Source organism: Flavonifractor sp. An52 (assembly GCF_002159385.1).
Lineage (GTDB): Bacteria > Bacillota > Clostridia > Oscillospirales > Oscillospiraceae > Flavonifractor > Flavonifractor avicola.
In genome coordinates this window covers 23,927-45,510 of the sequence record NZ_NFIB01000022.1, presented here as the reverse complement: position 1 = coordinate 45,510, position 21,584 = coordinate 23,927, and the positions used below count along the sequence as shown (strand labels likewise).

Genomic DNA, 21,584 nt, shown 5'->3' with positions numbered 1-21,584 from the left:
CCCATGAGTAAGAAAGAGAAACAGCCCGAAGAGGTCATCCCTGAGGAGCAGACCGCACAGGCCGCCGCCCCCGAGGCTGCGGAGGAAGCCCCCAATCCCCTGCTGGAGGAGCTGGAGGCTCTGAAGCAGAACCTCACCGATCAGGAGGACAAGTTCCTTCGGCTGGCCGCCGAGTACGACAACTACCGCCGCCGCAGCCAGAAGGAAAAGGAGTCGGCCTGGGCCGATTCCAAGGCGGAGACCGCCGCCGCCTTCCTGCCGGTGTACGATAACCTGGAGCGGGCCCTCAAGCAGGACACCGCTGACGAGGCCTATAAGAAGGGCGTGGAGATGACCATGACCCAGCTGAAGGAGGTCCTCTCCAAGCTGGGCATTCAGGAGATCCCCGCCTTGGGCGAGACCTTCGACCCCAACCTGCACAACGCCGTCATGCACGTGGAGGACGAGAACGCCGGAGAGAACACCATTGTAGAGGTGTTCCAGGCCGGTTTCCGCACCGAAGAAAAGGTGATCCGGTTCTCCATGGTCAAGGTGGCCAACTAATTCATGTTAAAAAACAATTTACGATATATTGGAGGAATTGATTATGTCTAAGATCATCGGTATCGACCTCGGTACGACCAACTCTTGTGTTGCTGTTATGGAAGGCGGCGAGGCCGTCGTTATCGCCAACGCGGAAGGCAACCGCACCACCCCCTCTGTGGTGGCCTTCTCCAAGGACGGCGAGCGTATGGTGGGCCAGGTGGCCAAGCGCCAGGCTATCACCAACCCCGACCGCACCATCTCTTCCATCAAGCGTGAGATGGGCTCCAACTACAAGGTGAACATCGACGGCAAGGCCTACACTCCCCAGGAGATCTCCGCCATGATCCTGCAGAAGCTGAAGGCGGACGCCGAGGCCTATCTGGGCCAGCCTGTGACCGAGGCCGTCATCACCGTTCCCGCTTACTTCACCGACGCTCAGCGTCAGGCCACCAAGGACGCCGGCCGCATCGCCGGTCTGGACGTGAAGCGTATCATCAACGAGCCCACCGCCGCGGCTCTGGCCTACGGCGTGGATAAGGAGACCGATCAGAAGATCATGGTCTACGACCTGGGCGGCGGCACCTTCGATGTGTCCGTGCTGGAGGTCGGCGACGGCGTCATCGAGGTGCTGGCTACCGCCGGTAACAACCGTCTGGGCGGCGACGACTTCGACAAGGCCGTCATGGACTGGATGGCCGCTGAGTTCAAGAAGGACTCCGGTATCGACCTGACCGGCGATAAGGTCGCCATGCAGCGCCTGAAGGAGGCTGCCGAGAAGGCCAAGATCGAGCTGTCCGGCGTCACCTCCACCAACATCAACCTGCCCTATATCACCGCTGACGCCACCGGCCCCAAGCACCTGGATCTGACTCTGACCCGGGCCAAGTTCGACCAGCTGACCGCCTCCCTGGTGGAGGCCACCGCCGGCCCCGTCCGTCAGGCCATGAGCGACGCCGGCCTGGGCTCCGGCGACCTTTCCAAGGTGCTGCTGGTGGGCGGCTCCAGCCGTATCCCCGCCGTGCAGGACATGGTCAAGAAGCTGACCGGCAAGGAAGGCTTCAAGGGCATCAACCCCGACGAGTGCGTGGCTATCGGCGCTGCCCTGCAGGGCGGCGTGCTGGTGGGCGACGTGAAGGGCCTGCTGCTGCTGGACGTGACTCCTCTGTCCCTGGGCATTGAGACCATGGGCGGCGTTATGACCAAGCTCATCGAGCGCAACACCACCATCCCCGCCAAGAAGAGCCAGGTGTTCACCACCGCCGCCGACAACCAGACCTCCGTTGAGGTCCACGTGCTGCAGGGCGAGCGTGAGATGGCTCAGTACAACAAGACCCTGGGCCGCTTCAACCTGGACGGTATTGCTCCCGCCCGCCGCGGCGTGCCTCAGATCGAGGTTACCTTCGACATCGACGCCAACGGCATCGTGAACGTGTCCGCCAAGGACCTGGGCACCGGCAAGGAGCAGCACATCACCATCACTTCCTCCACCAATATGTCCAAGGAGGACATCGACAAGGCCGTCAAGGAGGCCGAGCAGTTTGCCGCCGAGGACGCCAAGCGTAAGGAAGAGGTGGATGTCCGCAACCAGGCCGACCAGGTGATCTACCAGACCGAGAAGGCTCTGGAGGATGCCAAGGACAAGATCGACGCGGGCGACAAGGCCACCGTGGAGGCCGCCCTGAACAAGCTGAAGGACGCCATGAAGGGCACCGACATCGAGGCCATCAAGTCCGCCACCGAGGAGGCCTCCAAGGCCTTCTACCCCATCGCTGAGAAGATGTATCAGCAGGCCAACCCCCAGGGCGGCCAGGCTGGCCCCGACATGGGCGGCGCCAACTTCGGCGGCCAGGCCGGCGGCGCCAACACCGATCCCAACGTGGTGGATGCCGACTATCAGGTCGTGGACGACGATCAGAAGTAATTAAACAGGAAAACACCGCGGGCGGGGGCTTGTCCCCCGCCTGTGTGGCGTTCCGTTTTCTCCCAAACGGTGGATCGTGGAGAGCTGCTTTCACACTTCACTTTCCACGCTCCACTCTGAAACAGAGGTGAACACCAATGCCTGAACAGAAACGAGATTATTACGAAGTCCTGGGCGTAGCCAAAACCGCCAGCGAGGACGAGCTGAAAAAGGCCTACCGCAAGCTGGCCAAGAAGTACCACCCCGACCTGAACCCCGGCGACAAGGACGCCGAGGCCAAGTTCAAGGAGGTCAATGAGGCCTATGAGGTCCTCTCCGACAAAGAGAAGCGGGCCAAGTACGACCAGTTCGGCCACGCCGGCGTAGACCCCAACTTTGGGGCCGGCGGCTTCAACGGCGGCGGCTTCGGCGGCTTCGATATGGGCGATATCGACCTGGGCGATATTTTCGGCTCCTTCTTCGGCGGCGGCTTCGGCGGAGGCAGTTCCAGCCGCCGGAACAACGGGCCCATGAAGGGCGAGACCCTGCGGGCCTCGGTAACCATCAGCTTTGAGGAGGCCGCCTTCGGCTGCGAGAAGGAGATCACCCTCAACCGCACCGAGAGCTGCGATTCCTGCAAGGGTACCGGCTGCGCCCCCGGCACCACGGCGGAGGTCTGTCCCGACTGCCACGGCAGCGGCACCATCCGCATCCAGCGGGGCGGCGGCGCCTTTACCTTCGCCACCACCACCACCTGCCCCAAGTGCGGTGGCAAGGGCAAGATCATCCACCAGCCCTGTAAGGACTGCGGCGGCAGCGGCAGTGTGCGCAAGCAGCGCAAGCTGACCGTCAGCATCCCCGCCGGCATCGACAACGGCCAGGCCGTCTCCCTGCGGGGTCAGGGCGGCGCGGGCCGCAACGGCGGTCCCGCCGGCGATCTGCTCATCAGCGTCACCGTCCGTCCCCACGCCTTCTTCAAGCGGGACGGCACCTCGGTGTTCCTGGAGCACCCTGTGACCTTCCTGCAGGCCACCCTGGGCGCCGAGCTGGAGATTCCCACCATCGACGGCAAGGTGAAGTGGAACCTGCCCGCCGGGACCCAGCCGGGCACCACCTTCCGCCTGCGGGGCAAGGGTATCCCCTCCGTCAACGGACGGGGCCGGGGCGATCAGTACGTCACTGTCAGTGTGCAGGTTCCCACCAACCTGACCCGTGAACAGAAGGAGGCGTTGCGTGCCTATGGCGAAGCCATGGGCGAGATTCCACCCAGTCCGGCGGACGGCGTGAAATCTTTCTTTGACAAACGCAAGAAGAAGAAATAAAATAGGAGGACGAGTATAGCATACTCGTCCTCTTATTTTGTCTGTGAGGTGCTCCTATGGGACCCGTTCAATACCTTGTATATCTCTTTCCCATTCTGACCATCGCGGCGCTGCTGGGTTTCTTTCTGTGGTACGCCCAGACCATGCGGGCCCCTCTGGCCCAGCAGCTGGCCCCGCTCCCGGAAAAGCGGCCCTTTACCTTTGCCGGACGGCGGCATCCCCTGGTGAAAAAGGACGCCATCCCCATGGTACTGATCACCATTGCCTATGCCGTCACCGCCTTCTTTAACCTGGGCTCCACCACCGCCCCTCAAAACCCCTGGGACTTCGGCGATGAAAAATCCGCCACCTTCGCATTTTCGGAGGAATACCTGGCCTCCAAGCTGTGGTATTTCTGCGGCCTGGGCACCGGCAAATATCAGGTGGAGATCTCCTCCGACGGGGTAAACTGGCTGTCCCTGTGGCAGCGGAAGGACAATGCCGACGATCCTGACGAGATCACCGGGTACTACTGGGCTGACGGCACCGGCTACGGCGCCAGCTATGCCATGACCCAGAACTACAACCAGCTGTTCAAGTGGAACGAAATCACCTTTGACAACCCCCAGTATATCCGCTATATCCGGATTACCGGTCAGGCCAACAAGGGCCTGCTGGAGCTGAACGAGCTGGCCCTGTTTGACGAAAACGGCAACCGTATTTGGATCAGCGACAGCACCAATCCCCTCTTCGACGAAGCGGATACGGTACCTGAGACCATCTCCTTTGAGAACTCCGCCTATTTTGATGAGATCTATCATCCCCGCACCGCCTATGAGCATCTGCGGGGTGTGGAACCCTATGAGATTTCCCATCCGCCCCTGGGCAAGCTGATTATGAGCGTGGGCATCGCCCTGTTCGGCATGACCCCCTTCGGTTGGCGATTCATGGGTACCCTCTTCGGGATCGCCATGATCCCTCTGCTCTATCTGTTTTTGAAAAACCTCTTCGGCCGCACCTCCATTGCCACCTGCGGCACCATTTTGCTGGCAGTGGACTTTATGCACCTGACTCAGACCAGGCTGGCCACCATCGATACCTACGCTTTCTTCTTCATCCTTTTGATGTACTACTTTATGTACCGGTATCTGACCCTGCCTGACGGTGCCTCCTTCAAGCAGTGCGCCCTGCCCCTCTTCCTGTCGGGGCTGTTCTGGGGCATCGGTGCTGCCTCCAAATGGACGGTAATCTACGGCTGCACCGGACTGGTGGCTCTCTATTTCATCGGTCTGGTGGTCAAACTGCGCCGCTGGCCGGAGGAAGAGCGCCACCAGCGGGCAGGCTGGACGGTAAAGATTCTGGCCTTCTCGGTGTTGGTCTTTGCGGTGATCCCCGCCGTCATCTACCTGCTGTCCTATCTGCCCTACGCCGCGGCCTCCGGGGATCTGTCTCTGGGAAACCTGTTCAGCGAGATGTGGGAAAACCAGAAATATATGCTCTCCTACCACAACGGCGTCACCTCCTCCCACCCCTACTCCTCCCGGTGGTACGAGTGGCTGGTCAACGCCCGGCCCATCCTGTACTATATGGACAACTCCGTGGCCGGAGTCACCACCCGCTTTGCCGCCTTCCTCAATCCTGTGGTCTGTTGGGGCGGACTGGCAGCCATGCTGGTGTGCGCCGCCCAGGCTTTCCGCCCCCTGTGGGCCAAGCTGACCTTCTTTGGTCTCTCTGGGCTGGGCGGAGCAGCCTCCGCTGCCTGGGTCACCGGCGTTTTTGACCCGGAGACCGATACCCAGACCCGACTGCTCTGCCTGGTGCTCATCGTGGCCCTGCTGGCCCTCTATCTGGTCCTGGGCTGGTTTGTCAGCCGCACCTTCCGGCAATCCTCTCCCATTGCATTGTTTATTCTCATCGGCTATCTGGCCCAGCTGGTGCCTTGGTTCTTCATCGGCCGTATTACCTTCGCCTACCACTACTTCCCCTCGGTGCTCTTCCTCATCCTGGCCCTGTGCTATGTGTTCTACACCTTGTCCAAAAAGGAAGAGATAGTCCCCTGGAAGCCGGCCATGTATGCCGTCACCGGCGGAGCTGCGGCCCTGTATGCCCTGTTCTATCCGGTGCTGGTGGGTATTACCTATCCCAGCTGGTACGGAACCTGCATTCTGAAGTGGTTCCCCGCCTGGCCCTTCTAAATGCCAGTCCAGGGGGTATCCCATACCCCCTGGATACAAATCCGCCGCGCCGCAAGCGGCACAACGGATTTGATACCCCCGGTTTCGCGCCCTGTGGCGCGGGTCGTGGTATGTTTGGGAGAAATGAATTCCCCCAAACATGGATTTTCACATTGCTGCTCTGGAGGCAATTCAATTATGTACCTGACCGACTATCACACCCACACCAAGCTTTCCCCCGACGGCAGCGTGCCCCTGGCCGATATGGCCGATGCCGCTGTGGCTGCGGGACTGAATGAGCTGTGTATCACTGATCACTGCGACCTGCTGGAGCTCTACGGAGAGCCGGTAGACCACTACGACTGGCCCCCCGCTCTGGAGCAATACGCCGCCGTAGCTCCCCGTTACGCCGGTAAGCTGACCATCCGCCTGGGCCTGGAGTTCGGCATGGCCCACTTGAATCCGGAAGTCAGCCGCGCCATTCTGGACCGTCCCGAGTTGGATTTCGTACTGGGTTCCATCCATAATCTCTGCCCTGAAAAGGGTGGCACCGATTTCTACTATGTGGACTACCCCGATCCCGCTGCCTGCTACGCCGCCCTGGATGACTACTTCTCTTCCATGGCAAAGCTGGCAGTCACCGATTTCTACGACGTGCTCAGCCACATCATCTACCCCCTGCGCTACATGGATCACCCCATCTCCCTGGACCGCTACCACGATGTGCTGGACGGTATCTTCCGTGCGGCGGCGGAGCGTGGCCGGGGCATTGAGATCAACACCTGGCGGGGCCGCACTCTGAAGGAGTGGCTGCCGGTACTCAAGCAGTTCAAGGCCTGCGGCGGCGAGATTGTTACCATCGGCTCTGACGCACACACCACTGACGGGGTGGGCAAGGGCTGTGAGCAGGCCTGCCAGCTGCTGGCGGAGGCGGGCTTCCGCTATCTGGCCACCTACGAGAAGCGCAAACCTGTGTTCCACACACTGTAAGGAGGATGTTATTATGATCGCACTGGGTTCTGACCACGGAGGACTGGCCCTCAAGCGCCACGTCATGGACTATCTGGACCAGCACCAGCTGGCCTACAAGGATTACGGCTGCTACACGTCTGACAGCTGCGACTATCCCGACTTCGGCCGGGCGGCGGCTGAGGCGGTGGCCTCCGGCGAATGTGACCGGGGCATCGTCATCTGCACCACCGGTATCGGCATCTCCATCGCCGCCAACAAGGTGAAGGGCATTCGCTGCGCCCTGTGCAGCGAGCCCCTGTCCGCCGAGATGACCCGCCGGCACAACAACGCCAATATGCTGGCTATGGGCGGCGGTCTCATCGGCAACAACATGGCCGACAAGATCCTGGATGCCTTCCTCAATACTGAGTTTGAGGGCGGCCGCCACCAGCGCCGGGTGGACAAGCTGGAGCCCTGACGATTTCCGCAAAAAAGGCGCGCCGTAAGGCGCGCCTTTTTGCTGCTTATTTAACCTGTTTTCCCTCCAGGAACACGGCCTGGACCTTACCGTTCCAGTCAAAGGGATGGCCCTGGGTGACCACGATATCGGCGTCCTTGCCGGGGGTCAGGGTACCCACCCGATGGCCGATGCCGGCGATCTCAGCCGGATTGCGTGTGATGGCCGCCAGAGCCTCCTCCTCCTCCATGCCACCTCGCACCGCCATGGCGGCGCACAGGGGCAGGTACTGGATGGGGGTCTCCGGGTGGTCGGTACAGATGGCCACCCGTACCCCAGCTTTGGACAGCAGGGCCGGGTTAGCCAGGGTCTGGCCCACCAGCTCCGGCTTGGAGCGGTCGGTGAGGCAGGGGCCGGTAATCACGGCCGCCCCCTCAGCGGCCAGCAGGTCGGAGATCTTATAGCCCTCGGTACCGTGGACAATGACGTACTTCAGGCCGAACTCCCGGCTGAGCCGTACCGCCGTGGCGATATCATCCGCACGGTGGGCGTGGAAGTGGGCGGGCACCTCCCCCTTCAGCACCGGCAGCAGAGCCTCCAGCTTGGCGTCATAGTCAGGCATATCGGTATCCGGGTCCTCCGAGGCCTTGTCCTGCTTGTCCTGATATTCCATGGCCTTGGACAGCTCCTCCCGAATCAGGGCGGCTGTGGCCATGCGGGTCACCGGGGTCTCCTTCCGGTCGTTGTATACCGACTTCGGGTTCTCCCCCAGAGCAAATTTCATAGCCGCCGGGGCTTTAACCACCATCTCATCCACCCAACGGCCGTCGGTTTTCAGAGCCAGGAACTGCCCAGCGATGGGGTTGGCAGAACCGGGGCCGGTGAGCACCGTGGTGACGCCCCCCTCCCGTGCCTCCTGAAAGCACCGGTCCAGAGGATTCACCCCGTCGATGGCCCGCAGTTGGGGGGTGCAGGGGTCGGTGGACTCGTTGCCGTCGTCCGCTTCAAACCCCAGGGAGTCTCCAAACAGGCCCAGGTGGCAGTGGGCGTCAATAAAGCCGGGCAGGATGTGCCCTCCCCGGGCATCCATCGCCCCCTCTGCGACGGCGGTCAGCTCCTCCATGGGTCCCACCGCCGTGATCTTTCCATCCTCAAAGGCCACATAACCCCGCTGGATCACCGGCCCATCCATGGGGTGGACCACCCCGTTGACAATCATCATCTTCTTTCCGACCCCTTTCGTCAAATCTTTTGTTTGACATTTTTGGTAATTTATAGTATATTGTATTCACAGCTCACAGGAAGGACAAGTGCGATCCACGTCACCATTCAATCCATTCTTCTGTGTAATATTGGGCGTCTCCTAACGGAGACGCCCGTTTTTTCTGTCTTTGTTCAGGGAACATACTGTTCCATCAGGGTCACATCCCGCTCCAGGTATCCGCCGCTCCGCCACAGGCGGAAGTGGATCACATCGCCCGCTTCCATGCCTTCCTTCAATGCCAGCAGCTCCTCAATGGTGGTGATGCTCTGTCCATTGGCCTCCACGATCACGTCGCCGGGAAAAACACCCTGCTTTTTGGCGTCGGAGTCCTGCTGTACACTTTTCACATAGACCCCCAGCGGCAGGTCATATTCCTCCGCCATCTCTTCGGTAACTGTGTAGCAGGTGATACCGATGGAAGGCTCCCCGCTGACGTAGCCCTGGCGGATCAGATCGTCCACCACCGTCTTGACGGTAGTGGTGGGAATGGCAAAGCCCAGACCCTCCACCGTATCGTCATAGGCGGACATCTTCATATTGGTGATCCCCACCACCTGGCCGTATTCATTGATGAGGGCGCCTCCCGAATTGCCCGAGTTGAGGGCGGCGGTGGTCTGGATGAGCACCATACTGTACCCGTCCACGTCCACATCCCGGTTGATGGCGGAGATGATGCCGTCGGTCATGGTGCCCCGCAGCTCCTGGCCCAGGGGATTGCCGATGGCAACCACCGTATCCCCCACCTGCAGCTCATCGGAATTGCCGAACACAGCAGGATGCAGGTTCTGCGCGTCGATCTTGAGCACGGCCAGATCGGTGGGCACATCCATCCCCACCAGCAGAGCCTCATAGCTGCTGTCGTCCTGGAGAACCACCTCCACGGAACTGCAGCCCTCAATGACGTGGGTATTGGTAATAATGTAGCCGTCGGCAGACAGCACCACACCGGTGCCGAAGGAGTAGGACGTCCCCGCGTCGCCCCAGATGGACACGATGGACTGGATGTTTTCCTGGTAGATGGTCTGGAGCGTATGGGCCTCTGTCTGAGGCTGGGGCGTCAACGTCAGGGTCACATCGTCCCCCAAGGGGGCCCGCTCCACGGTGGTCTCTCCGGTCTCCTCGTCCTCCCAATCCCAGGTATCGCCCCAGTCATAGGGGGTGTTTTCGGGGGATTTATCACCAGAGTGGAATAAATCCTCCCGGGGGGACAGGGAATCACCCACCCAGCGCAGCACTACCGCCGCGACCAGCAGCAGAGCCAGGGCGCAGCAGAAGAGCACCACAGCCTTCCCCGGCCCTCTCCGGCCCGGACGCCGCCGGCGGCCCTGGTCCTCCGGCGGATAGACCCGGTTCTGGTCGTAATAGTAGCCGTGCATGGCTCCCTCCTGTCCTTATGCCAGGGTCAACGTAAAGTTGAACTCGGTCACACCGTCCTGGCTGGTCACTGTAATATTTTCCTTGTGGTTGTTCAGAATGGTCTTGACGATATACAGGCCCAGGCCCACGCCTTCCCGGTCCACACTGCGGGATTTGTCACTCTTGTGGAACCGGTCGAAAATCATGGCCAACTCATCCGGCGGGATGGTCTGCCCGGTGTTGCGTACCGCCACATGGGCCTTTCCGCCTTTGGTGGTGATGGAGATGCCCATGGTGCTCCCTTCATTGGAGAACTTGATGGCGTTATCCAGCAGGTTATAGCACACCTGAGTGATGGCGTCCGGATCGCCCCACACCATCACCGCCCCGTCAGGCAGCTGGGTGTCTACGTCCAGATGCCGGGCATTGATCTTGGTCTCCAGGCTCACCAGCACCCGCAGCATGATCTCGGAGACGTCAAACTGCTCCTGGGCAGTGACATTTTCCGCCGACTGGAGCCGGGACAGGTCCAGCATTCGCCGCACCAGCCGGGACAGCCGCCGGGTCTCGGAGGAGATGGTCTGGAGGGCAGCCCGCTCCCGCTCCGGCGGGATGGTGCCATCCAGAATGCCGTCGGAAAAGCCGGCAATGGTAGTCATGGGGGTCTTTAACTCATGGGAGATGTTGGCCACAAACTCGGACCGCCGCTCCTCACTCTTGGAGATGGAGTCGGCCATGGCATTAAAGGCCTCGGCCAGCTCTCCCACCTCGTCCCGCCGGTCCTCATAGCCCTTGACCCGCAGCTCATACTCGCCGTGGCCAAACTTTCTGGCGATCTCGGCGATCTCCTTCAACGGTTTGGTCTGCTTGAGAGAGGTCACAGAGCTGGTCAGGAAGGCAATGCACAGCACCACCACCGCGGTAAAGAAGAAGATGGTGGTAAACGCCCGCCACAGCTCGGTGAGGCTGGAGGCCTCCGCCGCCACATAGGCCACACCCACCATGGTCTTGACCACCTGGCCGCTGCTGCGGTCCAGTGTCTCCACCACAATGGGCGTACCGGCCACATAGCGCTTTTCAGAGAAGAACCCGCCCAGGGTGCTCATGCCGGTATATCCCCCAGACTGGGTCACCTGCTCCACTACGGTGCGGGGCAGATAGCGTCCGCCCAGGGTGTTGTAGCCCTTAACCGTTACGCCGTCGGTGGATACCACCATCTCGCCATCCGCCTCCGTGATGAGTACCACGGCGTCGGAGATCTGGGCGATGGTGGCGATCATGGTAATGTAGACGTCATCCTCCACACCCAGCCCCAGAGCCCGGGACTTGGACGTGAAGTTGGCCACATAATCGGCGTTGCGCTCCATGGATTCTTTGGTCTGACGGATGGTGTACTGATAGGACAGGGTAAAGAACGCCACACCCAACAGAGCAAAGGACACCAGGATCATACCGGCTGTCAGGATAAACTGCCGCTTATACAGGCTTCTCATGAGGCCGTCACAACCTCGAATTTATATCCTACGCCCCACACGGTCTTGAGGCTCCACTGGCTGCTGACGCCCTCCAGCTTCTCCCGCAGGCGCTTGATGTGTACGTCCACGGTACGGGAGTCTCCGAAGTAATCGAAGCCCCACACCTCATCCAGCAGCTGGTTGCGGGTAAACACCCGGTTGGGGGAGGCAGCCAGATGGTACAAAAGCTCCAGCTCCTTGGGGGGCGTGTCCACCCGCTTGCCGTCCACCAGCAGCTCATAGGAATCCAGGTTGATGACCAGCTTGTCAAAGGAGAGCTTCTTCTCTCCCCCTCCGTTTTCGTCACCGCCGAACCGGCGCATCACCGCGTGGATGCGGGCCAGCACTTCCTTCATCTCAAAGGGCTTGACAATGTAATCGTCGGCGCCCCCCTCCAGGCCCGCCACCTTGTCCTGGGTCTCGCCCTTGGCGGTGAGCATGATCACGGGGGTCTTGTCATTCTCCCGGATCTTTTTCAGCACCGACCAGCCGTCCATAACGGGCAGCATAATGTCCAGCAGAACCAGGTCAGGCCGGAAGGAGCGGAACAGTTCCACACCCTTGCCGCCGTCGCCGGCCACCGCTGTTTCGAACCCCTCCTTCTCCAGATAGAGATGGAGCAGTTCAGCAATGTTGGAGTCGTCTTCCACGATGAGGACTTTCTTGGCCATAGTACACCGTCCTTTTCAGACTAATCAAATGGTATTCTTCCGGTATGTCCGTTTATACCTGGGCGTCTGTGCCATACTTAACCTTATTATAATGCGTAATGAACAGAGCCGGAAGGCTTGAAAGCCAAATCTTTCAAGGCCAAATAGCTTTGTTCAGGTGCAAGGTTTTTGGACAAAGTTATCCAAAAAACCTTGCACCTTCCATTGGTGCGTCTCAACGCACCAATGGAAATACGCATTATAACAATGGCTGAATTCCATAAAATCGGCTCCCTTGAGCCATTTTATGGAATTACGCGGCTACAGCCGCGGGAATAAACCGATTTTCGGTTTATTCATCAGACATTATTATACACGTTTCCCCACAGTGGGGGTGAACAATTTGTAAATCGCCTTATCTTGCCCCCACATAGGACCGATCCAGCTGGAGCACCACATAGCAGCCGGGCACCACCTGCTCTGCCGCCTCGGTAATGCGTCTGCGAATCTCCTCATCGCTGAGACGGCAGCGGTGGGGGACCACCACATCAAAGATCAGATTGGAGTGTCGGGGACCACGGGTCAGGCGGAAGTCGTGGATGCTCATATCCGGGTCGATCTCCCGGACCAGCTCGCTCACCTGCTCCCGCAGACGGGCTACCTCACTGTCTCCGGTGGCAATGGGGTCCATGTGGGCGGTGGTCTCAATGCCGAATTTCTCCTGGATCTCCCGCTCGATGTGATCGATGGCATCATGGGCCTCCATGATGTCGTCTCCCTCCGGCACCTCGGCGTGGAAGGAGCACATCCGACGGCCCGGTCCGTAGTCATGGATCACCAGATCGTGCATCCCCACCACCTGCTCGTGGGACAGAACCAGCTGCTGGATGGCCTTCACCAGCTCCGGGTCGGGGGCGGTGCCCAGCAGGGGATTCAGGGTATCCTTGGCGGCGCCCCAGCCGGCCCGCAGGATAAAGACTGCCACCACCACGCCGATCCAGCCGTCAATGCTCACATGAGCAAAGTGACCGATTAGGGTGCCCGCCAGCACGGCGGAGGTGGCCACCACATCAGACAGGGAGTCGGTGGCAGTGGCCTGCATGGCCGCCGAGTGGATACGCTTGCCCAGCTTCCGGTTGAAAAGACTCATCCACAGCTTGATCAGGATAGAGCAAACCAGAATACCCACCGACAGGATGGAAAAGGCCACTTCCTCCGGCTGGATGATCTTCTCAATGGAGGTCTTGCCCAGCTCCACACCTACCATTAATATCAGCAGGGACACCAGCAGTCCCGCCAGATACTCAATGCGGCCGTGGCCAAAGGGGTGGCCGTCATCAGCCTTCTGCCCCGCCAGCTTGAAGCCCACCAGGGTCACCACTGAGGAACCTGCGTCGGACAGGTTGTTGAAGGCGTCGGCAGTGACAGCGATGGAGCCGGTGACCACGCCGGCAAAAAACTTGCCCAGCGACAGCAGCAGGTTGAGGAAAATACCTACTCCGCCGGACAGTACACCGTAGCGCTCCCGCACCGCCGGGTCCTGTACCTGCTGATAATCTCGTACAAAATGCCGGACCAGAAAATCCGTCATATACGCTCACTCCAAACCAAAAAACAAGATTCTTATTATTATCCCACGGAAGGCCGGTAACGTCAAGTTCCATACCGCTTTCCTGGGAATAGAAAAAGAGCGCTGCGCCAAGCGCCGCGCTCTTTTTTCATTTGTATCTTACTCCAGGTCAGCGGGTAAAAAAGCCTCGTAGGGCAATACGGCGGACAGCTCCACCATCAGATCGGAGAAACCACCCGACCGATCCCAGTCTGTCCGCGGGGTACGCAGCACCGCGCCCCCCTCCGGCGGCCGGATGGGCAGAGAGACCACCGCCCGGGACCCCCGGTCCTCCCGCTGCTCAAATACGATAGCCCCGCCGTGGAGGGCGGCGATCCGCCGGGCCACCCGCAGGCCAAGGCCCAGGCCGTCGGGCCGGTGGAGCAGCTCCTGCTCTTTCTCCTCCTCCGGCGGCAGCAATCCGGGGCCGTCGTCCCACACGGTAAGCACCGCCCGGTCCTGGCGCACCGCCAGGCGCAGTCCGGTATGCCCCCCTTTTCCGGCCGCCCGAAAGGCATTGGAAATGAGGCCCAGCAGCATCCGCCGCAGCTGGGGGCCGTCCCCGGTGGTGATGAGGCTGCCCCGCTCCTCCTCATAAGAGAACTCCAGGCCCGCCTGTCCCGCCAGGGAAGCCACCTGCTCTCCAAGGCCGCGGCACAGCCCGGCAAGGTCCAGACTGGTCCGGGTCACTGTCAATTCGTCCTCCGGCAGCTGGAGATATTCCAGATTGCCCAGCATCCGCATCATGCGGTACATACTCTGGTGGAGGATGGCCAGGTAGGGCTCACATTGGCGCCCTCCCTTCTCCTGTACCACCGGCGTCAGCAGCTGCACCGCCGCCGCCAGATTGTTCATCTGCTCCCGGAACTGCTCCACCAGCAGCAGCCCCAGATCCTCGGAAACAGGCTCCATGGGCCTCCCTCCTCCTCTCAGCTCCCAAAACACGGTAAAGTCAAAGTCAGTATAGCAAATATTTTGTCGAATCTCAAGGAATACGGTCGTATTACATCGAAACCGCCACGTTTACCGATAACCGCCATATAAATTTATACAGTTTCCCCAGTAAGTTTTGCATTTTTCCTCTTTTCATTCCCGGCAGATTAGTCTATAATGTAGTCGCGCCAAAGAAAGATGTATTAAGAGGCTATTTAGAACAAAGGAGAGATTCACTATGAGCATTAAAGTGGGTATTAACGGTTTTGGCCGTATCGGCCGTCTGGTGTTCCGCGCCGGCATCAACCGCTCTGACATCGAGTTCGTGGGTATCAACGATCCCTTCATGACCCCCGACTACATGGCTTATATGCTCCGTTACGATACCATGCACGGTCAGTTCGACGGCACCATCGAGTACACCGATGACGCCATCATTGTCAACGGCAAGACCGTGAAGTTCTTTGCCTGCATGGACCCCAAGGACATTCCCTGGGGCGAGGTGGGCGCTGAGTACGTCGTGGAGTCCACCGGCGTGTTCCTGACCCAGGAGAAGGCCCAGGCTCACATCGACGCCGGTGCCAAGAAGGTCGTTATGTCCGCTCCTTCCAAGGACTCCACCCCCATGTTCGTGATGGGCGTCAACCACAACACCTACACTTCCGACATGAAGTTCGTGTCCAACGCCTCCTGCACCACCAACTGCCTGGCTCCCATCGCCAAGGTGCTGCATGACAACTGGGGCATCACCGATGGTCTGATGACCACCGTTCACTCCACCACCGCTACCCAGAAGACCGTCGACGGCCCCTCCAAGAAGGACTGGCGTGGTGGCCGCGCTGCTGCCGGCAACATCATCCCCTCCTCCACCGGCGCCGCCAAGGCCGTGGGCAAGGTTATCCCCGAGCTGAACGGCAAGCTGACCGGTATGTCCATGCGTGTTCCCACCCTGGACGTGTCCGTGGTTGACCTGACTGTCAACCTGGCCAAGCCCGCCAAGTACGACGAGATCTGCGCCGCCATGAAGGCCGCTTCCGAGGGCGAGCTGAAGGGCATCTTGGGCTACACCGAGGATGCCGTTGTCTCCTCCGACTTCCTGGGCGACACCCGTACCTCCATCTTCGACGCCGGCGCCGGTATCGCTCTGACCGACACCTTCGTGAAGGTCGTGTCTTGGTACGACAACGAGATCGGCTACTCCAACAAGGTCCTGGACCTCATTGCTCATATGTATTCCGTGGACCACAAGTAAGTTACTTGAATCCAAAAAAGGGACGCTGCATCAGCAGCGTCCCTTTTTTATGTTTATCTCTCTGATATTAGGCGGCGTTTACACCAGTTCCTTCAGCAGGGGCTCAAACTGAACCCCCTCCAGAGGCGGGGTACCCACCTCCAGGGTGCAAGCCACGCAGCGCTGGACAAAGTCCACCGCCTGCCGCACCGATCCGGGCAGCTCGTCTCCCCGCATCAGCGCCCCCAGCAGCACGCTGGCAAAGAGGTCACCAGTGCCGGGGAAATGGGCGGGCTCCTGGTGCGCCATGGCAAAGCCGGTGGTGCCGGTGATGCGGTCAAAATAGCCCGCCCCGATTTGGCCCTCCGTCAGGCTGACACCGGTGAGCACCACCGAACGCCTGCCGTCCAGGCTCAGCCGCTCCAACCAGTTCCGGATGCCCGTCTCCTCCGTGGGACGGTTGGCGTAGTCCTCGTCCAGCAGCAGGGCGGCCTCGGTCCAGTTGGGGGTGATGCAGTCGGCCTGGTCAGCCAGCTGACGCATTTTAGCGCACAGGTCTGGGGTACAGGTGCGGTAGGGCTTTCCGTGGTCTCCCATCACCGGGTCCACCAGCACCCGGGTATGTTCTCCCCGGAACTTCCGATAAAAGTCCTCAATGATCCGGATCTGGTCTGCCGATCCCAGGAAACCACTGTAGATGGCGTCAAAGGTCACGCCCAGCTCCGCCCAATGGGCCGTGGTCCCCTCCATCTGGCCGGTCAGGTCCAGAAAGGTGGCTTTATCGCTGGGCGGGAAGGCGGTATGGGCAGAGAGGCTGGCGGTAAGCAGGGGGCAGCACTGGCTGCCCATAGCGGATAGCACCGGCAGCACCACCGTCAATGAGCAGCGGCCAAAGCCCGAAATATCCTGTATGGCAGCAATCCGGGGTGCAATTTCCATGGTATGGTTCCTCCTTTGGGCTGCATATGCCATTTCATTATAATGCCTTCCTGTCCCTGCCGCAACCCCCTGTCGGAATTGACATTTTCCCTCGCGGATGCTAAACTAGTGGACACAACAGGCGGGCATGATGGAATTGGTAGACATGCGAGATTTAGGTTCTCGTGCTTCACGGCGTTGGGGTTCGAGTCCCCATGCCCGCACCACGCTGCCGCGGACGTTGCCACGTTCGCGGCTTTTTATCATATCTTTGGATCTTTCACCCAGGAGGTTACCAAATATGGATACCCTGCATCAACTGATGAATTTTATTTCCCGCAGTCCCAGCCCCTACCACGCCGTGGGCAGCGCCGCCGCCCTGCTGGAGGAGGCCGGCTTCACCCGACTGGAGGAGTGCGCGTCCTGGACCCTGGAGTGGGGCAAAGGCTATTACACCACCCGCAACCAGAGCAGCCTCATCGCCTTCCGGCTGCCTAAAACCGCTCTCACCGGCTGGCGGATGACCGCCGCCCACAGCGACTCTCCCACCTTTTATATTAAGGGCGACGTGCTGGAAGGCGACAAGCGCTACCTCCGCCTGTCTGCTGAAGGCTACGGCGGCATGAACTGTGCCTCCTGGCTGGACCGGCCCCTCACTGTGGCAGGCCGGGCCATTGTCAAAACCGCCCAGGGCGTGGAGAGCAGTCTGATCTACCTGGACCGGGACCTGCTCACCATCCCCAGCCTGGCCATCCATCAGCAGCGGGATGTGAACCGGGGCCATGACTACAACGCCCAGAAGGATATGCAGCCCCTGTACGGCCTGGCGGGCAGCCCCTCCCTCACCCAGCTGGTGGCCCAGGAGCTGAACGTGAATCCCGAGCACATTCTCTCCACCGATCTCACCCTCTGCCCCCGGCAGCAGCCGGTGGTGCTGGGTCCCGCCGGGGAGCTGTTCCAGGCCCCCCGCATTGACGATCTGGGCTGCGCCTACGCCACCCTGGAGGGCCTGCTCACCGCCGCCCCTCAGGACAAGCTGGGTCAGGTCTACTGTCTTTTTGACAACGAGGAGGTGGGCAGCGGCACCCGGCAGGGAGCCCTCAGCTCCTTCCTGCCCGATGTGCTCTCCCGCATTGCCCATGTCCTGAAGCTGGACGACCAGCAGGTGCGGCAGGCTCTGACCGGCAGTATGCTCCTCAGCGCCGACAATGGCCACGCCGTCCACCCCAACTTCACCGAGAAGGCCGATCCCGCCAACAAGGTCTACCCCAACGGCGGCGTGGTCATCAAGCTGTCCGCCAACCAGAAGTACACCACCACCGGCCTCACCGCCGGTCTGTTCAAGGCCGTCTGCCAGCAGGCCGGAGTGCCGGTGCAGATCTTTGCCAACCGGGCCGACGAGCCCGGTGGCTCCACCCTGGGCAATCTGCTCAGCCAGGCCGTCAGCATCCCCATGGTGGACATCGGAATGGCCCAGCTGGCTATGCACTCTGCCGTGGAGACCGCCGGCAGTCAGGACCCGGCCTATATGGCCAAAGCCTGCGCCGCCTTCTTCCAGGCCGGCTTTGCGCCCATCGCCGACGGCATCTATCAATTTGCATAATACCAAATCATCTGCGGTTACTTCGGAAACCGCAGATGATTTTTTATTCAGCCTTTCCCCCAGGGATTGAGAAAGCAAATATGCCGTGTTATAATATAGCATAATAGCACAAATAATTTCTCTAATTCCACCGATATCCGTATTTTTTAACCAATTTCAGGGAGGTGTCGTCCCTATGGCAGGCGTTCGGCTGGAGCACGTGTCCCGGGAATATATCATGGGCAAAACGGTGATCAAAGCGGTGGACGACATCAGCTTTACCATCCCCGAGGGCAAATACACCATTATTCTGGGGGCTAGCGGCGCCGGTAAATCCACGGTCCTCAACATTTTGGGCGGCATGGACTCCCCCACCGGCGGCAAGGTCTTTGTCAACGAGAAAGAGATCTCCGGGTTCAACAAGAAGCAGCTCACCCAGTACCGCCGGGAGAGCATCGGCTTTGTGTTCCAGTTCTACAACCTGATGCCCAACCTGACCGTGGAGGAAAATGTGGAACTGGCCAGCCAGATCTGCCCCAACCCTCTGGACACTCGGGAGGTACTGCGTATGGTGGGTCTGGACGAGCGGCGGCGGAATTTCCCCGCCCAGTGCTCCGGCGGCGAGCAGCAGCGGGGCGCCATCGCCCGTGCCCTGGCCAAAAATCCCGATGTGCTGCTGTGCGACGAGCCCACCGGTGCCCTGGATTATGTGACAGGCAAATCCATCCTGGCCCTGCTGTACGACCTGTGCAAGCAGAGCAAAAAGACGGTGGTAGTGGTCACCCACAACGGCGCTCTGGCTCCTACCGCCGACGTACTGATCCGCATGAAGAGCGGCAAGATCGAATCCTTTGAAGAGAATCCCAACCCGGTGCCCGTACAGGAACTGGAGTGGTAGCATGATCTGGAAAAACTTTTTCCGCGACCTGCGGCGCACCGCCTCCCGGCTGATCTCGGTGAGCATCATCACCATGATCGCCGTGGTGGTGTATACCGGCCTCAGCGGCATCATTTACAATGTAGACCGGCTGATGGGCGACTACTACGACACCCAAAATGTGGCCGATTACTGGATCTCCGGTGCCGGCCTGGATCAGGGGGACTGCCGGGATCTGTCGTCCATTGCGGGCATTACCGGTGTGCAGCCCCGGGTGGTGCTGGATGCCGAGGACCGCTATGACAGCGACCTGACCCTCACCCTCTACGGTGTGGCCGGCTTTTCCATCAATACCCCTTACATTGTGGAAGGATCGCTGCCCCAAAACAGCCGGGAAATCTTCCTCAGCGACCAGTACGCCGCTGCCCACGGTCTGGAGGTGGGTGACTGGTACGAGATCACCCTTACCGGTCTGGGAGTCCACCTGCGGCTCCAGATCTGCGGTGTGGGCAAGGACCCGGAGTGCCTCTACAACATCAACGCCACCAATCCCTCCCCCGACTTGTCCCGTTTCGCCTTCGCCTATGTGGACGAGGAGGTCCTCAGCGGGGTGATGGGAGCCAATCAATATACCCAGATCTGTATCACCACCGCCGATGACATTCCCGCCTCTGCCATCCGGGAAGCCATCGATGATGCGCTGGGCAACAAAGTGGTCAACATCCTGGCGCTGAAGGACAACCAGCCCGCCTATTCCCTGATGGAAGGCAAAGACAACCTGGTACCCATCCTCACCTTCTTCCCCACCCTGTTTTTCCTGTGCGCGGTGCTGATGATGGTGAGTACCATGAACCGACTCATTGAAAATGCCCGTATGGACATCGGCACCTTCAAGGCTTTGGGCTATAACGACCACACGATTTTGATCTACTATCTGCTCCATGCCCTGCTGGTGGTGATCGTAGGGTTTCCCATCGGCGCGTTGCTGGGCAAATACATCTCCCAGCTTATCGTGTGGACCATTGCCACCGGCTGCGACCTGCCCCCCTACACTATTGTCCACGATTTCTCCGCCTGGGGCCAGGCGGCAGGCCTTACCGCCCTGTGCTGCCTGGGCAGCGCCTGGCTGGTGGCCCGCTCCCTGTTAAAGGAAAGTCCCGCCCAGTGTATGCGCCCCAAGCCCCCCAAAAACGCCAAGACCGTTCTGTTGGAACGGGTGGGTCCTCTGTGGCGGCGGCTGGGCTTTAACAGCAAGTACATCATCCGCAACACCTTCCGCAACAAGGTGCGGATGCTCACCTGTGTGGTGGGTATCGCCTTCTGTATGGCCCTGGTGTTCATGGCCTTTGCCATCAAGGACTCCATGGATGCCTACTCCGATGCCCTGGCCAAAAATCAAAACAAGTATGACGTTATGGCCAGTCTGAACAGCTCAGTCACCGAGGCCCAGTACAGCCGGTTGACCAACGCCCCCGGCGTCACCGGGGCAGAACTGGAGATGACCACCGCCTGTTGGATGTATACCGACGATCAGCGGACCACCTCCACTTTGACGGTGACCGAGGATACCGTCTCCCTTCACCTGTATGATCCCTACGCCACCGGGTCCCTCACCCTGCCGGAGGACGGGGTGGTGCTGGAAAAGCTGCTGGCTGACGATCTGGGGGTGGAGGAGGGCGATATCATTACCCTCCGTTTTACCGGCGACAACCATTACTACAGGTTAAGGGTCGCAGAGATCAACCGGTGCGTCAGCGGCGCCTATATCAGCCGCAGTCTGTGGCGGGAGCTGGGCAAGTCCTATACGCCCACCACCGCCTATCTCACCACCCAGGATGCCGCCGCACTGGAAACAGAACTGGACCGGTACGACTTTGTGGACGGCTGGCAGAGCCGGGAGGCAGTGACTGCTGCCGCGGTGGAGAAGATGACCAACACCTCCATGGTGGTGTACATCCTCATTCTCTTTGGCGGCGGGCTGGCCTGCATTGTCATCTATAACCTGGGCATTATGAGCTTCTATGAACAGATCCGCAGCCTGGCCACCCTGATGGTCCTGGGCTTTTACGAAAAAGAGATCAAAAAATTGCAGCTGAGCGAAAACCTGATTTTCGCCGGAGCCGGTATCCTGTGCGGCATTCCTCTGGGCATTGCCCTGGATCGGTTCCTGATCCTCTCCATCACCGCCATGCCTCTGGAGGTGATCATCACCCCCATGGCCATCGGCCTGTCATGCGCGGTCACCATGATCTTCGCCCTGGGCGTCAATGTGATCATCGGGCGAAAAATGCGGGAGATCGATATGCTGGGCGCACTGAAAAGCGTGGAATAGCACACGGGGG

At 60.1% G+C, this 21,584-nt stretch carries 17 protein-coding genes and 1 tRNA gene; 11 read left to right on the top strand and 7 right to left on the bottom strand.

The genetic code is table 11. The features are described 5' to 3' along the window. The first annotated feature begins 3 nt into the window (after window positions 1-3). The 6 genes from grpE (at window position 4) to rpiB (ending at window position 7,329) form a co-directional block, all read left to right on the top strand. Window positions 4-543, top strand: a complete 540-nt coding sequence (grpE, locus tag B5G06_RS09590) for a nucleotide exchange factor GrpE (protein WP_204220788.1) — start codon at window positions 4-6, stop codon at window positions 541-543. Between the two features lie 43 nt (window positions 544-586). After that, a complete protein-coding gene (gene dnaK, locus B5G06_RS09585; RefSeq protein ID WP_087188859.1) occupies window positions 587-2,446 on the top strand; it encodes a molecular chaperone DnaK in 1,860 nt (619 codons plus the stop codon). Window positions 2,447-2,583: 137 nt separating this feature from the next. Then, a complete protein-coding gene (gene dnaJ, locus B5G06_RS09580) occupies window positions 2,584-3,747 on the top strand; it encodes a molecular chaperone DnaJ (RefSeq protein ID WP_087188858.1) in 1,164 nt (387 codons plus the stop codon). A 56-nt stretch (window positions 3,748-3,803) separates the two neighbouring features. Continuing rightward, window positions 3,804-5,921: a glycosyltransferase family 39 protein gene (locus tag B5G06_RS09575; RefSeq protein WP_087188857.1), complete on the top strand. Its 2,118-nt coding sequence runs from the start codon at window positions 3,804-3,806 to the stop codon at window positions 5,919-5,921. Window positions 5,922-6,098: 177 nt separating this feature from the next. After that, window positions 6,099-6,890 carry a histidinol-phosphatase HisJ family protein gene (locus tag B5G06_RS09570; RefSeq protein WP_087188856.1) on the top strand — a complete coding sequence of 264 codons (792 nt, stop codon included), beginning with the start codon at window positions 6,099-6,101 and terminating at the stop codon, window positions 6,888-6,890. A 13-nt stretch (window positions 6,891-6,903) separates the two neighbouring features. After that, a complete protein-coding gene (gene rpiB / locus B5G06_RS09565) occupies window positions 6,904-7,329 on the top strand; it encodes a ribose 5-phosphate isomerase B (RefSeq protein WP_087188855.1) in 426 nt (141 codons plus the stop codon). Window positions 7,330-7,375: 46 nt separating this feature from the next. Here the strand turns inward: rpiB and B5G06_RS09560 are convergent, their stop codons facing one another. The 6 genes from B5G06_RS09560 to B5G06_RS09535 all read right to left on the bottom strand — a co-directional run bounded on the left by B5G06_RS09560 (window position 7,376) and on the right by B5G06_RS09535 (window position 14,613). Continuing rightward, on the bottom strand, window positions 7,376-8,530 hold the full coding sequence (locus B5G06_RS09560) for an amidohydrolase (RefSeq protein ID WP_087188854.1): 1,155 nt from the start codon (window positions 8,528-8,530) through the stop codon (window positions 7,376-7,378). A 173-nt stretch (window positions 8,531-8,703) separates the two neighbouring features. Next, complete coding sequence (locus B5G06_RS09555) at window positions 8,704-9,948, bottom strand: S1C family serine protease (protein ID WP_087188853.1); 1,245 nt, start codon at window positions 9,946-9,948, stop codon at window positions 8,704-8,706. Between the two features lie 15 nt (window positions 9,949-9,963). Beyond that, on the bottom strand, window positions 9,964-11,421 hold the full coding sequence (locus B5G06_RS09550; protein ID WP_087188852.1) for a sensor histidine kinase: 1,458 nt from the start codon (window positions 11,419-11,421) through the stop codon (window positions 9,964-9,966). Further along, window positions 11,418-12,113: a response regulator transcription factor gene (locus B5G06_RS09545; protein ID WP_087188851.1), complete on the bottom strand. Its 696-nt coding sequence runs from the start codon at window positions 12,111-12,113 to the stop codon at window positions 11,418-11,420. The genes B5G06_RS09550 and B5G06_RS09545 overlap by 4 nt, the downstream gene beginning before the upstream one ends. A gap of 394 nt (window positions 12,114-12,507) precedes the next feature. Next, complete coding sequence (locus B5G06_RS09540) at window positions 12,508-13,683, bottom strand: cation diffusion facilitator family transporter (protein WP_087188850.1); 1,176 nt, start codon at window positions 13,681-13,683, stop codon at window positions 12,508-12,510. Between the two features lie 138 nt (window positions 13,684-13,821). Continuing rightward, window positions 13,822-14,613: a sensor histidine kinase gene (locus B5G06_RS09535; protein ID WP_087188849.1), complete on the bottom strand. Its 792-nt coding sequence runs from the start codon at window positions 14,611-14,613 to the stop codon at window positions 13,822-13,824. Between the two features lie 259 nt (window positions 14,614-14,872). Between B5G06_RS09535 and gap the strand changes: the two genes are divergently transcribed. Next, window positions 14,873-15,886 carry a type I glyceraldehyde-3-phosphate dehydrogenase gene (gap, locus tag B5G06_RS09530; RefSeq protein ID WP_087188848.1) on the top strand — a complete coding sequence of 338 codons (1,014 nt, stop codon included), beginning with the start codon at window positions 14,873-14,875 and terminating at the stop codon, window positions 15,884-15,886. A 78-nt stretch (window positions 15,887-15,964) separates the two neighbouring features. On the opposite strand, the gene B5G06_RS09525 is transcribed toward gap, so the two are convergent. After that, the gene (locus tag B5G06_RS09525) at window positions 15,965-16,804 is read right to left on the bottom strand and encodes a pyridoxamine kinase (RefSeq protein ID WP_087188847.1); all 840 of its coding nucleotides are present in this window, start codon (window positions 16,802-16,804) and stop codon (window positions 15,965-15,967) included. A 121-nt stretch (window positions 16,805-16,925) separates the two neighbouring features. On the opposite strand from B5G06_RS09525, the gene B5G06_RS09520 reads away from it, so the two are divergent. From B5G06_RS09520 to B5G06_RS09505, 4 genes are all read left to right on the top strand, one after another. Further along, window positions 16,926-17,010: transfer RNA gene (locus B5G06_RS09520), tRNA-Leu, on the top strand. Between the two features lie 74 nt (window positions 17,011-17,084). After that, window positions 17,085-18,386: a M18 family aminopeptidase gene (locus tag B5G06_RS09515; protein ID WP_087188846.1), complete on the top strand. Its 1,302-nt coding sequence runs from the start codon at window positions 17,085-17,087 to the stop codon at window positions 18,384-18,386. 175 nt (window positions 18,387-18,561) lie between these two features. Next, a complete protein-coding gene (locus B5G06_RS09510) occupies window positions 18,562-19,263 on the top strand; it encodes an ABC transporter ATP-binding protein (RefSeq protein ID WP_087188845.1) in 702 nt (233 codons plus the stop codon). A 1-nt stretch (window position 19,264) separates the two neighbouring features. After that, on the top strand, window positions 19,265-21,574 hold the full coding sequence (locus B5G06_RS09505; RefSeq protein ID WP_087188844.1) for an ABC transporter permease: 2,310 nt from the start codon (window positions 19,265-19,267) through the stop codon (window positions 21,572-21,574). Window positions 21,575-21,584 lie beyond the last annotated feature (10 nt).

Coding starts and splice junctions, on each gene's coding strand:
- gap (WP_087188848.1), top strand. CDS start 14,873: ATGAGCATTAAAGTGGGTATTAACGGTTTTGGCCGTATCGGCCGTCTG.
- B5G06_RS09535 (WP_087188849.1), bottom strand. CDS start 14,613: ATGGAGCCTGTTTCCGAGGATCTGGGGCTGCTGCTGGTGGAGCAGTTC.
- B5G06_RS09545 (WP_087188851.1), bottom strand. CDS start 12,113: ATGGCCAAGAAAGTCCTCATCGTGGAAGACGACTCCAACATTGCTGAA.
- rpiB (WP_087188855.1), top strand. CDS start 6,904: ATGATCGCACTGGGTTCTGACCACGGAGGACTGGCCCTCAAGCGCCAC.
- B5G06_RS09510 (WP_087188845.1), top strand. CDS start 18,562: ATGGCAGGCGTTCGGCTGGAGCACGTGTCCCGGGAATATATCATGGGC.
- B5G06_RS09550 (WP_087188852.1), bottom strand. CDS start 11,421: ATGAGAAGCCTGTATAAGCGGCAGTTTATCCTGACAGCCGGTATGATC.
- B5G06_RS09570 (WP_087188856.1), top strand. CDS start 6,099: ATGTACCTGACCGACTATCACACCCACACCAAGCTTTCCCCCGACGGC.
- grpE (WP_204220788.1), top strand. CDS start 4: ATGAGTAAGAAAGAGAAACAGCCCGAAGAGGTCATCCCTGAGGAGCAG.
- dnaK (WP_087188859.1), top strand. CDS start 587: ATGTCTAAGATCATCGGTATCGACCTCGGTACGACCAACTCTTGTGTT.
- B5G06_RS09540 (WP_087188850.1), bottom strand. CDS start 13,683: ATGACGGATTTTCTGGTCCGGCATTTTGTACGAGATTATCAGCAGGTA.
- B5G06_RS09525 (WP_087188847.1), bottom strand. CDS start 16,804: ATGGAAATTGCACCCCGGATTGCTGCCATACAGGATATTTCGGGCTTT.
- B5G06_RS09560 (WP_087188854.1), bottom strand. CDS start 8,530: ATGATGATTGTCAACGGGGTGGTCCACCCCATGGATGGGCCGGTGATC.
- dnaJ (WP_087188858.1), top strand. CDS start 2,584: ATGCCTGAACAGAAACGAGATTATTACGAAGTCCTGGGCGTAGCCAAA.
- B5G06_RS09515 (WP_087188846.1), top strand. CDS start 17,085: ATGGATACCCTGCATCAACTGATGAATTTTATTTCCCGCAGTCCCAGC.
- B5G06_RS09575 (WP_087188857.1), top strand. CDS start 3,804: ATGGGACCCGTTCAATACCTTGTATATCTCTTTCCCATTCTGACCATC.
- B5G06_RS09505 (WP_087188844.1), top strand. CDS start 19,265: ATGATCTGGAAAAACTTTTTCCGCGACCTGCGGCGCACCGCCTCCCGG.
- B5G06_RS09555 (WP_087188853.1), bottom strand. CDS start 9,948: ATGCACGGCTACTATTACGACCAGAACCGGGTCTATCCGCCGGAGGAC.